The following is an 11,584-nucleotide window of genomic DNA, read 5'->3' as shown; positions in this document are numbered from 1 at the left end:
CAGCGTCACGGGCTGCAGCGCCGCATCGCGCTTGCCATCGTGGCAGCGATGGGAACCGCGCCAAGGCGCATTCTGCTCGGCTTCATGCTGGCAACGGCGGCCCTGTCGATGTGGATCTCCAACACTGCCAGCACGGTGATGATGTTCGCCGTTGCCCTGCCGGTGATCGAACTGGTGGGCGCCCGTGCCGACGATGACGAGACCGCGCGCCGGTTCGGCGTCGCGCTGATGCTGTCGGTGGCCTATTCGGCCTCGATCGGCGGGGTCGGCACCCTGATCGGCACCCCCGGCAACGCGCTGCTGGCCAGCGTCCTGTCCGCCTCCTACGGGATCGAACTGGGTTTCGGGCAATGGATGCTGGTCGGCCTGCCGATCTCGGCGGTGATGCTGGCCGCCTGCTATCTGCTGCTGACGCGGGTGCTGTTCCATTTCGGCGATCTCGGCGCGGCCGGGGCCGAGACGGTGATTGCCGGGGAACGCCGCGCGCTGGGGCCGATGCGCGTGCCCGAGCGCCGGGTCGCCGCCGTCTTTGCGCTGGCGGCCCTGGGCTGGATGTTCCGCGGCGTGCTGGACCTGCCGCTGACCGACGCCGGGATCGCCATCGCCGCCGCCATCGCCATCTTCGTGCTGCCGGCGGGCGATGGCAGCGGCGCACGGCTGCTCGACTGGGCGCACACCGGAACGGTGCCCTGGGGTATCCTTTTGTTGCTTGGGGGCGGGTTGGCCCTTGCCGCCGGGTTCGATCACACCGGCCTGGCCGGCTGGATCGGTGGCGGCTTTGCCGGGCTGGCCGAGGTGCCGCTGTGGCTGCTGGTTCTGGCGGTTGCGGGTGTGACCCTGATGATCACCGAGGTGACCTCGAACACCGCCGTCACCGCCACCTTCCTGCCGATCCTCGGGGCGGTGGCCATGGGTATGGGGCTGCCGGTTGAATGGCTGATGGTGCCGGTGGCGCTGGCCTCGTCGATGGCCTTCATGATGCCGGTCGCGACGCCGCCCAATGCCATCGTCTTTGGCTACGAGGGGCTGCGCATGGGCGACATGATCCGCGCCGGCCTCTGGCTCAACCTGATCGCGACGCTGCTGATCACCGGGGCGATGTGGCTGGTGGCGCGGCCGGTGCTGGGGATCTGACCCCGCACCGCCCGGCCCCCGGGACGCGCCCCCACGATTTGCGCCCGGGGTTTACACCCGCATGATCTCGCCCTTGAGCCCATAGGCGATGGCAAGGACATCGTTGCGCGTCCCCTCGTCGATGCCATGCGCGGCCAGGGTGGCCATGATGTCGTCGGTCGCGGCCATGTACTCCTCGGCGTTGATGTTCATGCCGCGATGGGTCTCCACCATGTCGCGCCCGGTATAGGTCTCGGGCCCGCCGCTGCCGGCGCAGAGGAAATCGCACAACTGCTGCGACACCGCCGCCAGGTTCTCCGGGTCGTCCCGATAGGGCAGGAACCGGGCCCGGATCACCGGGTTGTTCATATGCGCCTCGACCACGTCGGCAACGATGGCCTTGATCCCGGCTGCGGCGCCAAGGCGTTCGTACAGACTGGTTTGCATTGTCTTCCTCCCGTATTCTGTCGCGTTCCGAACAGCGGGGCCGCGTGCCCGGCCCCCCTCTGTTCCCTGCTGCCGATTCTATCCAGCGGTGCCGAACCGTGATAGTACAGGAACTGTACCGGGCGATGGCGCCGGACGGCTTGGGGGGATGCGGAAATGAGCCAGACAGGATACCGGCAGTTCTGCCCGGTGGCGATGGCGGCGGAGGTGCTCTGCACCCGTTGGACCATGGTGCTGCTGCGCGAGCTGATCGCTGGATCGACCCGGTTCAACGACCTGCGCCGGGGGGTGCCGCGAATGTCGCCCAGCCTGCTGTCGCGCCGTCTGCGCGAATTGGAGGAGGCTGGCATCCTCAGCCGCCGCCCGGTGCCGGAACAGCCCGAGGTGCTCGAATACCGGCTGACCGAGGCCGGGCAGGATCTGCGCCCGGTGATCGAGGCCTTTGGCCTCTGGGGCCAGAAATGGGTGGAATCGCAGCCCTCGCTGGAAAACCTCGACCCCTCGCTGCTGATGTGGGACATGCGGCGCGGGTTGAACCCCGCCCCCCTGCCCGAGCGGCGCATCGTGGTGCAGGTTTGTTACCCGGAGTTGCCCGCCTCGAAACGCGACTGGTGGCTGGTGGTCGAACCCGACGGCGCGGTCGACCTGTGCCAGTCGCATCCCGGCTTCGACGTGGATCTTTACGTGACCACCGATCTGCGCACCATGACCGCGATCTGGATGGGGCTGACCACGGTCTCGGGCGCGGCCGACAAGATCACGTTTGACGGCGACCCCGCCCTCCGGCGCAGCATGCAAAGCTGGCTGGGCCTCAGCCCCTTCGCGTCCGAGCGCAAGCGGGTGCCCTGAGCGCCTCCGCCCTCACAACCGTTCGATATCGCCCTCGGCCCGCTGCGCGTGGAACGCCGCCTGCCACGCGGTGAACCGCCCTTCGGCGATGGCGTCGCGCATGCCCTGCATGATCTCCTGGAAGTAGTGCAGGTTGTGCCATGTCAACAGCATCGAGCTGATGATCTCCTGGCTGCGGAACACGTGGTGCAGGTAGGCGCGGGAATAGTTGCGGCAGGCCGGGCAGGTGCAGTGCTCGTCCAGCGGTCGCGGGTCGTCCTGGTGGCGGGCGTTCTTGATGTTGAGCACGCCGCGCCGGGTGAAAACCTGCCCGGTGCGGCCCGAGCGCGACGGCAGCACGCAGTCCATCATGTCGACCCCGCGCGCCACCGCACCGACGATATCGTCGGGCTTGCCCACCCCCATCAGGTAGCGCGGCCGATCCTCGGGCAGCATGTCGGGGGCATAGTCGAGACAATCGAACATCGCCGCCTGCCCCTCGCCCACCGCCAGCCCGCCGATGGCATAACCCTCAAAGCCGATCTCTTTCAGCGCCTCGGCGCTTTCTTCGCGCAGGTCGCGTTCCAGCCCGCCCTGCTGGATGCCGAACAGCGCATGGCCGGGCCGGTCACCGAAAGCCTCGCGCGAGCGTTCGGCCCAGCGCATCGACAGCCGCATCGATTCCGCGATCCGGTCGCGGTCGGCAGGCAGCGCCGGGCATTCGTCGAAACACATCACGATGTCGCTGCCCAACAGCCGCTGGATCTCCATCGAACGTTCCGGGCTGAGGTGGTGTTTCGAGCCGTCGATGTGCGATTTGAAGGTCACCCCCTCCTCGGTCAGCTTGCGCAGGGAGGCCAGGCTCATCACCTGGAACCCGCCGCTGTCGGTCAGGATCGGCTTGTCCCAGTTCATGAACCGGTGCAGCCCGCCCAGCCGGTCGATCCGCTCCGCCGTGGGGCGCAGCATCAGGTGATAGGTATTGCCCAGCAGGATGTCGGCACCGGTCGCCGCCACGCTTTCGGGCAGCATCGCCTTGACCGTCGCCGCCGTGCCCACTGGCATGAAGGCGGGCGTGCGGATCAGGCCCCGGGGGGTGTCGATCACGCCGCTGCGCGCCTTGCCGTCTCTGGCGTTCAGCTGAAAGGAAAATCGTGTCGTCATCGCGCCGGGCCCTTGTTTGATCGGGCCGGTATTGCGGCAAACGCGCGGCGCTGGCAAGAGCCGGTACCAAGGTGTTGCCCCTTGCATTCGGTCCTGCCGCAGGTCACCACATCCGCCATGACCCGCCCCGCCTCTCCCTCGATCGCCATTCTCGCCCTCTATGCCGCCGGCCTCGGCGCCGCCGGGCAGTTTTCCAAGATGGCGGTGATCCTGCCTCAGCTCGGCCAGGCCTATCCCGGGGCCGGCGCGGCGCTGGGATTCCTGGTCTCGCTGCTCAGTCTGGTCGGGGTAGTCTTGGGGTTGGTGGCCGGAATACTGGTGGCGCGCCTCGGCTTTCGCCGGACGCTGATCGGGGCGCTGGCGCTCGGCGCCGCGATCTCGCTGGTGCAAGCGCTGCTGCCGCCCCTGTCCGCGATGCTGGCCCTGCGGGTGATCGAGGGCGCCACCCATCTCGCCATTGTCGTCGCTGCGCCGACGCTGATCGCCCAGATCGCGCCGGACCGCATCCGTCCCGCCGCGCTGACGCTCTGGGGCACCTTCTTTGGTGTCGCCTTCGCCCTGACCGCGCTTTTCGGCGTGCCGCTCGCCACCCGGTACGGCCCCGGGCCGCTGTTTGCCGCGCACGGGGTCTGGATGGCGACGATGGCACTGGCGCTGCGCTACCTGGTGCCCGCCGATACGCCCGGCCCGCGCAATGCGCCGCGCCTCACCCTGCGCGCGCTGCTGCACCGGCATGGCGAGATCTATCGCTCGCCATTTCTCTCGGCGCCGGCCTGGGGCTGGCTGTTCTACACGATCACCTTCGTCGCGGTTCTCGCGGTCTGGCCGCCGCTGCTGCCGCCGCGCGCGGCAACGCTCGTCGCCTCCGTCGCCCCGCTCGCCGCCATCGCGGTCTCGATGACGCTGGGCGTGATCCTGTTGCGCCGCTGGCGCGCGATCCGCGTGGTCCAGTCGGGTTTCGCCCTGGCCGCCGTGCTGGCGCTGACGCTGCCGCTGGCCCCGCAGGGCGCTACCCCCGCCATCGCCCTCTTTGCCGCGCTGGGGCTGGTGCAGGGGGCGAGCTTTGCCGCCATCGCCGAACTCAACCAGACCGCCGAAAGCCGGGCGCTGGCCAACGGGGCGCTGGCGCAGATGGGAAACCTCGGCAACATGCTGGGCACGCCACTGATGTTGGCGGTGCTGGGGCTGGCCGGAGTGCGCGGCATGACTTCCATGATCGCGGCCTGCTACGGCGCCGCGTTTCTGGTCCATCTCGCGCTTGACCGCGCCCGGCGACGCATGCGGCCGTGAGCCCACGCCGCCGCGCTAAACCGTCCAGACACGAAATCACCCTTGCGTGAACCCGACAAACCGATAGGGAGGCCGCACGGCGCAGGACAGGAAAGGGCCGATCATGACCGATTCCCCCACCGCGCCCCGGCCGTTGACCTTCGGCTGGGAAGAATGGGTTTCCCTTCCCACCCTCGGCCTGCCCGCGATCAGCGCCAAGGTGGACACCGGGGCACGGACCTCGGCGCTGCATGCCTATGATATCGAGGTATTCGGCCCGGTCGCCGCGCCCAAGGTGCGGTTCTCGGTGCACCCGGTCCCCGGCCGCGGCGATCTGGCGATCCCCTGTTCGGCGCTGGTCACCGACCGGCGCGAGGTGACATCGTCCAACGGCGAATCCGAGCAGCGCTATGTGATCGCCACGTCGCTGGAGGTCGCCGGTCAGACCTGGCCGATCGAGATCACGCTGACAGACCGTTCCGGCATGACCAGCCGCATGTTGCTGGGCCGCCAGGCGCTGACCGACCACATCTCGATCACGCCCACCGAGCGCCACCTGCAACCGATCCTGTCCTACGACGTCTACCATTCCGCCCAGGTGCGCCACGCCGCGCCGAACCGGGCCCTGCGCATCGCCGTGCTGAGCCGCGAGAACAACTATTCCACCCGCCGCCTGGTCGAGATCGGAGAGGATCGCGGTCATTCGGTCGAGGTGATCGATACCACCCGCTGTTACATGGCGATCAACGCCCTGGCGCCCGAGGTCTATTACGACGGCAAGCGCCTGCCGCGCTACGACACGGTGATCCCGCGCATCGGCGCCTCGATCACACCCTACGGGACGGCGGTGATCCGGCAGTTCGAGACCATTGGCACCTATTGCGTGAACGGCTCGGCCGGCATCACCGCGAGCCGCGACAAGCTGCACGCGCATCAGGTTCTGGCGCGGCACAAGATCGGCATGCCGGTCACCGCCTTCGCCGCCTCGCCCAAGGACACCGGCAACCTGATCGGGCTGGTGGGATCGGCGCCGCTGATCGTCAAGCTGCTGGAAAGCACCCAGGGCAAGGGCGTGGTGCTGGCCGAAACCAAGAAGGCCGCCGAATCCGTGATCTCAGCCTTTCGCGGGCTGCGCGCCAATTTCCTGGTCCAGCAATTCGTCAAGGAGGCCGCCGGCGAGGACGTGCGCTGCCTGGTGATCGGCGGCAAGGTGGTGGCGGCGATGAAACGCACCGGCGCCGAGGGGGATTTCCGCTCCAACCTGCACCAGGGCGGCCAGGCCAGCGTCACCCGCATAAGCAAACCCGAGCGCGACATGGCGGTGCGCGCCGCCCGCGCCTTCGGGCTGAACATGGCCGGTGTCGACCTGTTGCGCAGCGACGACGGGCCCAAGGTGCTGGAGGTCAATTCCTCGCCCGGGTTCGAGGGCATCGAGCGCGCCACCGGCAAGGATCTGGTCGGCAAGCTCTACGACGAAATCGAGCAAAAGGCGCGCCCGCGCCCGGTTCCGCGTCGAAAACGCCTGTCCTGAACGCAGCCTCTGGACGCCCGGCCCACATTTCCTATATAATTGCTCAGGAAATGATACCGAGGCTCCGATGACCAAAGCACCCGAACCGCTGGAAGGCGCGCCGCTGATCGCGCCCTCGTCCGTCGATCATCCGCTCTACGAGCCGATCGTCGAGGCCTGCCGGACGGTCTATGACCCGGAAATCCCGGTCAATATCTACGAGTTGGGTCTGATCTACACGATCGAGATCACCGATCAGAACGAAGTGCGCATCGTGATGACCCTCACCGCACCGGGCTGCCCGGTGGCCGGCGAGATGCCCGGATGGGTCGCCGATGCGATCGAACCCCTGGCGGGCGTCAAGCAGGTGGACGTGGAGCTCACCTGGGAACCGCCCTGGGGCATGGAGATGATGAGCGACGAGGCGCGGCTGGAACTGGGTTTCATGTAGCTTCGGCGGATATCCACAAAAAAGCGTGGCGCGTTACAAAAGCTTCATGCATCCGTCGCGCAACCTTCGGCTGACGGTCACAACGCGCAGACAGCCTGCGCATGCCGCCCTACCGGACTTTCCTGCTGCGGCAACCGCTGCCCGGCGGTTGGCACCCGGACACGAGGGGCCTTTTTTCATTGCCGTCCCCCCGGCACTTCTTGGCCCAGGCGGGACCGCCCCATCCGCGCGGCCCCGCATTTTCCCCGCCCCGAACCGATCAGCCCCCCTTGAGCGCACCGGTGGCCGCGACTAGGTTAAAGATGAAGGAGACGCATATGTTTGGCATTCCCGGCAAGCAAGCCGTCACGATGACATCGCGCGCCGCGGCGCAGATCGCTAGGCTGATGGACCAGGCCGGCCACGCGGGCCTGCGCATCGGCGTCAAGAAGGGTGGCTGCGCGGGCATGGAATACACCATGGAATATGTCGAGACCGCCGACCCCAACGACGAGGTCGTCGAGCAGGACGGCGCGCGGATCATGATCGCGCCGATGGCGCAGATGTTCCTGTTCGGAACCGAGATCGACTATGAGGTCTCCTTGTTGGAGGCCGGGTTCAAGTTCAACAACCCGAACGTGGCCGAGGCCTGCGGCTGCGGCGAATCCATCAAGTTCAAGGACAGCCCGGACACCGCCGCAGTCGAAGACTAGGCCCGCCGCGCCGCCCAGTCCGATTGTCACCCTCTGCGCCCGATGGTACGACATGTCGGAAACAGGGACAGGGGACACGGCATGCGGCGCAAACTCGCGGCGGGAAACTGGAAGATGAACGGCACAGGCGCGTCGCTGGCGGAACTGCAGGCGCTGGCCCGCGCGCACCCCGCCCCCGAATGCGACATCCTGATCTGCCCGCCGGCGCCGCTGATCCACCGCGCCGCACAGGCCGCTCAGGGCACCGCCCTGACCATCGGAGGGCAGGACTGCCACGCCGAGACCTCCGGCGCCCATACCGGCGACGTGAGCGCCGAAATGCTGCTGGACGCGGGCGCCCGCCATGTCATTCTCGGCCATTCAGAGCGGCGCGCCGATCATGGCGAGACCAGCGAGACGGTGCGCGCCAAGGCCCGCACCGCGATGCAGGCCGGGCTCTCCGCCATCGTCTGCCTTGGTGAAACCCTGGCCCAGCGCGAGGCGGCCAATACGCTCGACATCATCGGCGGGCAACTCTCGGAATCGGTGCCGGATCTGGCCACCGGCGAGAACCTGGTGATCGCCTACGAGCCGATCTGGGCCATCGGCACCGGTCGGGTGCCCTCGCCCGAGCAGATCGGCGAGGTGCATGGTTTCCTGCGCGCCCGTCTCGAGGCGCGCTTCGGCGCCGGTGTCGGCCGCTCGGTCCGGCTGCTCTACGGCGGCTCGGTCAAGGGCGACAACGCCGCCGAGATTTTCGCCGTGCCCAACGTGGACGGTGCCTTGGTGGGCGGCGCCAGCCTGACGGCGGCAGATTTTTCACCCATCGTCGCGGCGCTGAACGCCTCGGCCTGAGCGGTTCCCCGGCCCGCCTGCTCGGATGCGCGCCGGGGGCAAGCTATTCGGCGGCGGGCGCATCTGCCCCGGACAGCTCGCCGCTTTCGATCTGCTCGCGCTCGATCGACTCGAACAAGGCTTTGAAGTTGCCTTCGCCGAATCCGTCATCGCCCTTGCGCTGGATGAACTCGAAGAAGATCGGCCCGATCACCGTCTTCGAGAAGATCTGCAGCAGGATCCGGGTCTCGCCGCCGTCCAGAACCCCCTCGCCGTCGATCAGGATGCCGTGTTTCTTCATCCGGTCGACCGGCTCCGTATGGCCCTTCACGCGGTCGTGGCTCAGATCGTAATAGGCATCCGGCGGGGCCGGCATGAACCGGATGCCGTTTTCGGCGATGGCATCGGTAGCGCTGTAGATATCTTCGCTTCCCACCGCGATGTGCTGGATTCCCTCGCCGCCGTACCTGTTCAGATAGGCCACGATCTGGCCCTTCTCGCCGCGGTCCTCGTTGATCGGGATGCGGATGCGTCCGCAAGGCGACGTCAGCGCGCGGCTGAAGAGGCCGGTGAATTTCCCCTCGATGTCGAAGAAACGGATTTCGCGGAAATTGAACAGATCGCCGTAGAACTTGAACCACTTGTCCATGTTGCCCTTGAAGACATTGTGGGTCAGGTGGTCGAGGTAATAGAATCCCACGCCCTTGGGCTTGGACTGTTCGAGCCATTCGAACGCGCGGTTATAGGGCGAGGTGTCGTGGTACTGGTCGATGAAATAGATCAGGCTGCCGCCGATCCCCCTGATCGCCGGCACGTCCAGGGTCCGGTCGTCCCCCTCATAGGGTTCGGCGCCCATCTTCACCGCATGATCGAACGCGTGCTGCGCATCCACCACCCGCCAGCCCATCGAAGCGGCGCAGGGGCCGTGGGCCTCGGCGAAACGGGCGGCGAATGTGTCCGGTTCAGCGTTCAGAATGTACGTAATGTCCCCCTGCTGCCACAGCTCGATCCCCGGCTTGGTCTTGTGCCGCCCCACAAGCTCATAGCCCATCTGGCCGAAGAGATCGCGCAGCGCCTGCGGATCGGGATGCGCGAATTCGACGAACTCGAACCCGTCGGTGCCGGCAGGGTTCTCGGCGCTGATCACCGATTTCGGGGCATTGTGCGGGAACGGTCCCATGCAGTGTCTCCTTTTTCATCTCAATGTTCTGCGATGCTTAAAATACGTCATGGGACCTGCGGAATTTGCGCTTTCTTTCGCACGATTGACGGTTGATGCGCGGGTTACGCGCATTATCTAGAAGATGAACGAGGAAATGCCGCATATGCTCGATGACACCGATACACGCCTGCTGGCGGCGCTGCAAAAGAACGCCCACCTGACCGCGCAGGAGTTGGGCGAGTTGCTCAACCTGTCGCCCAGCCAGGCCGGCCGCCGCCGTCAGCGGCTGGAGGCGGAGGGCTATATCGTGGGCTATTCCGCCCGGCTCGACCCGCTGAAACTGGGGCTGCACGTGCAGGGGTTCGTCCAGGTGCTTTTGCATTCGCATGGCCCCGAGCAGGCCGAGGGGTTTGCCCGGCTGGTGCACACCCGGCCCGAGATCATCAGCGCCTGGACGATGACCGGAGAGGCAGATTACCTGCTGCGGGTCTATTGCGCCGACCTTCCGGCCCTCAACACCTTGCTCCACGAGGTCATCCTGCCCCATCCTGCGGTCGCACGCGTGCAAAGCCAGATCGTCATGGATCAGTTCAAACCCGACGCCCCGCTGCCCACCTGACCCCCGAAAGGAGCCGCATTCATGGAAAACTTCCTGTTCCAGGCCACCGTCTACCTGGCCGCGGCGGTGATCGCCGTGCCCTTTGCCGCGCGCATGGGGCTGGGATCGGTGCTGGGGTATCTGGCGGCGGGAATTGTGATCGGGCCGGTGCTGGGGCTGGTGGGCTCGGAAACCCAGGATTTGCAGCATTTCGCCGAATTCGGCGTGGTGATGATGCTGTTCCTGATCGGGCTGGAACTGGACCCCCGCGCGCTGTGGGACATGCGCCACCGGCTGATCGGGCTGGGCGGGCTGCAGATCCTGTTCTCCACCCTCGCGATCATGGGCGTCGCGGTGCTGGCGGGCGAGACATGGGAGGTGGGCCTGGCCGTCGGCCTGGCGCTGTCGCTGTCCTCGACCGCGATCGTGCTGCAGACATTGTCGGAAAAGGGCCTGATGCAAACCGGCGGCGGGCGCTCGATGTTCTCGGTTCTGCTGACGCAGGATATCGCGGTGATCCCGATCCTGGCGTTGCTGCCGCTGCTGGCGGTGACGCAGGGCGCGCATTTCGGCGGCGACGGGTCGATCCAGCGTGCCGCCGAAGCCGCCGGGCATGGCACCGGGCATGGCGGGCTGTCGCTGGTCGATGGGTTGCCGGGTTGGGCGGTGACACTGGTGACCCTTGGCGCGGTCGCCTTCATCATCCTCGCCGGCGTCTACCTGGCCCGGCCGGTGTTTCGCTACATCCACGCCGCCAACCTGCGCGAGATGTATACCGCGCTGGCGCTGGGAATCGTGGTCGGCATCTCCTTCCTGATGACGCTGGTCGGGCTGTCGCCGGCGCTGGGGGCCTTCCTGGCCGGGGTGGTGCTGGCCAACAGTGAGTTCCGGCACGAGCTGGAAAGCGACCTTGAACCGTTCAAGGGGCTGCTGCTGGGCCTCTTTTTCATCACCGTCGGCGCCGGCATCAACTACCACGCCTTCCTGGCCGATCCGCTGGACCTGATCGGGCTGGCGCTGCTGCTGATCCTGGCCAAGGGGACGGTGCTGTTCTTCGTCGGCCGCGCCTTCAATCTGCGCGGGCGCGATCACTGGCTGTTCACGCTGGGGCTGGCCCAGGCCGGCGAATTCGGTTTCGTCCTGCTGGCCTTTTCCAGCCAGCAGAACGTGATCCCGCAGGAGCTTTCCGAGAAGCTGCTTCTGGTGGTGGCGCTGACCATGCTGATCACGCCCTTGCTGTTCATCGCCTACGATCTGCTGTCAAAGCGCATGAAGGACAGGGCGCCGGTGCACAAGCCCGACGAGATCGACGAACAAGGCCCCGTCATCATCGCCGGGATCGGGCGGTTCGGACAGATCGTCAACCGGCTGGTGCGCGCCAGCGGAATCAAGACCATCGTTCTCGATCACGACATGGAAACGATCCAGCTGATGCGCCGGTTCGGCGTCAAGGGATTCCTGGGCGATCCCACCCGGCCCGAACTGCTCAAGGCGGCCGGGCTGGCCAAGGCGCGGGTGCTGGTCGTGGGGGGGGGGG

12 protein-coding genes are annotated in these 11,584 nt (G+C 67.0%); 9 read left to right on the top strand and 3 right to left on the bottom strand.

Annotated elements, in window-relative coordinates:
* Window positions 1-1,134, top strand: a 1,134-nt coding sequence (locus tag P1U75_RS00130) for a DASS family sodium-coupled anion symporter (protein WP_300238266.1), incomplete at its 5' end; no start/stop codon positions are given.
* A 51-nt stretch (window positions 1,135-1,185) separates the two neighbouring features.
* Here the strand turns inward: P1U75_RS00130 and P1U75_RS00125 are convergent.
* Window positions 1,186-1,560: a group 1 truncated hemoglobin gene (locus P1U75_RS00125; protein ID WP_300238264.1), complete on the bottom strand. Its 375-nt coding sequence runs from the start codon at window positions 1,558-1,560 to the stop codon at window positions 1,186-1,188.
* 156 nt (window positions 1,561-1,716) lie between these two features.
* On the opposite strand from P1U75_RS00125, the gene P1U75_RS00120 reads away from it, so the two are divergent.
* On the top strand, window positions 1,717-2,409 hold the full coding sequence (locus P1U75_RS00120; protein ID WP_300238262.1) for a helix-turn-helix domain-containing protein: 693 nt from the start codon (window positions 1,717-1,719) through the stop codon (window positions 2,407-2,409).
* Between the two features lie 12 nt (window positions 2,410-2,421).
* On the opposite strand, the gene tgt is transcribed toward P1U75_RS00120, so the two are convergent.
* Window positions 2,422-3,552: a tRNA guanosine(34) transglycosylase Tgt gene (gene tgt, locus P1U75_RS00115; protein WP_300238260.1), complete on the bottom strand. Its 1,131-nt coding sequence runs from the start codon at window positions 3,550-3,552 to the stop codon at window positions 2,422-2,424.
* An 81-nt stretch (window positions 3,553-3,633) separates the two neighbouring features.
* Between tgt and P1U75_RS00110 the strand changes: the two genes are divergently transcribed.
* The 5 genes from P1U75_RS00110 to tpiA all read left to right on the top strand — a co-directional run bounded on the left by P1U75_RS00110 (window position 3,634) and on the right by tpiA (window position 8,308).
* Window positions 3,634-4,842, top strand: a complete 1,209-nt coding sequence (locus P1U75_RS00110) for an MFS transporter (RefSeq protein WP_300238258.1) — start codon at window positions 3,634-3,636, stop codon at window positions 4,840-4,842.
* Between the two features lie 103 nt (window positions 4,843-4,945).
* Complete coding sequence (rimK, locus tag P1U75_RS00105) at window positions 4,946-6,352, top strand: 30S ribosomal protein S6--L-glutamate ligase (protein ID WP_300238256.1); 1,407 nt, start codon at window positions 4,946-4,948, stop codon at window positions 6,350-6,352.
* A 67-nt stretch (window positions 6,353-6,419) separates the two neighbouring features.
* Window positions 6,420-6,782, top strand: coding sequence for an SUF system Fe-S cluster assembly protein (locus P1U75_RS00100; protein ID WP_300238254.1), 363 nt, complete (start codon window positions 6,420-6,422; stop codon window positions 6,780-6,782).
* A 317-nt stretch (window positions 6,783-7,099) separates the two neighbouring features.
* Entirely contained in the window at window positions 7,100-7,474 is a 375-nt protein-coding gene (locus P1U75_RS00095) for an iron-sulfur cluster assembly accessory protein (RefSeq protein WP_300238252.1), read from the top strand.
* A gap of 81 nt (window positions 7,475-7,555) precedes the next feature.
* A complete protein-coding gene (gene tpiA / locus P1U75_RS00090; RefSeq protein WP_300238249.1) occupies window positions 7,556-8,308 on the top strand; it encodes a triose-phosphate isomerase in 753 nt (250 codons plus the stop codon).
* Window positions 8,309-8,351: 43 nt separating this feature from the next.
* Here tpiA and hppD read toward each other — a convergent pair whose 3' ends face one another.
* Window positions 8,352-9,467, bottom strand: coding sequence for a 4-hydroxyphenylpyruvate dioxygenase (gene hppD / locus P1U75_RS00085; RefSeq protein WP_300238247.1), 1,116 nt, complete (start codon window positions 9,465-9,467; stop codon window positions 8,352-8,354).
* Between the two features lie 145 nt (window positions 9,468-9,612).
* Between hppD and P1U75_RS00080 the strand changes: the two genes are divergently transcribed.
* Entirely contained in the window at window positions 9,613-10,068 is a 456-nt protein-coding gene (locus tag P1U75_RS00080) for an Lrp/AsnC family transcriptional regulator (protein WP_300238245.1), read from the top strand.
* A 21-nt stretch (window positions 10,069-10,089) separates the two neighbouring features.
* Window positions 10,090-11,584: monovalent cation:proton antiporter-2 (CPA2) family protein (locus P1U75_RS00075; RefSeq protein WP_300238244.1), on the top strand; the 1,495-nt coding region annotated here is incomplete at its 3' end.

The sequence above is a fragment of the Antarcticimicrobium sp. genome (assembly GCF_029212575.1).
Classification (GTDB): Bacteria; Pseudomonadota; Alphaproteobacteria; order Rhodobacterales; family Rhodobacteraceae; genus Antarcticimicrobium.
Note: the sequence above shows the minus strand (reverse complement) of the source record. Positions and strands in the feature narration are given on the sequence as shown.

Bases quoted from the DNA above. Each gene is read 5' to 3' on its own strand.
- P1U75_RS00080 (WP_300238245.1), top strand. From the start codon at position 9,613: ATGCTCGATGACACCGATACACGCCTGCTGGCGGCGCTGCAAAAGAAC.
- P1U75_RS00125 (WP_300238264.1), bottom strand. From the start codon at position 1,560: ATGCAAACCAGTCTGTACGAACGCCTTGGCGCCGCAGCCGGGATCAAG.
- tpiA (WP_300238249.1), top strand. From the start codon at position 7,556: ATGCGGCGCAAACTCGCGGCGGGAAACTGGAAGATGAACGGCACAGGC.
- P1U75_RS00095 (WP_300238252.1), top strand. From the start codon at position 7,100: ATGTTTGGCATTCCCGGCAAGCAAGCCGTCACGATGACATCGCGCGCC.
- rimK (WP_300238256.1), top strand. From the start codon at position 4,946: ATGACCGATTCCCCCACCGCGCCCCGGCCGTTGACCTTCGGCTGGGAA.
- tgt (WP_300238260.1), bottom strand. From the start codon at position 3,552: ATGACGACACGATTTTCCTTTCAGCTGAACGCCAGAGACGGCAAGGCG.
- P1U75_RS00100 (WP_300238254.1), top strand. From the start codon at position 6,420: ATGACCAAAGCACCCGAACCGCTGGAAGGCGCGCCGCTGATCGCGCCC.
- P1U75_RS00120 (WP_300238262.1), top strand. From the start codon at position 1,717: ATGAGCCAGACAGGATACCGGCAGTTCTGCCCGGTGGCGATGGCGGCG.
- hppD (WP_300238247.1), bottom strand. From the start codon at position 9,467: ATGGGACCGTTCCCGCACAATGCCCCGAAATCGGTGATCAGCGCCGAG.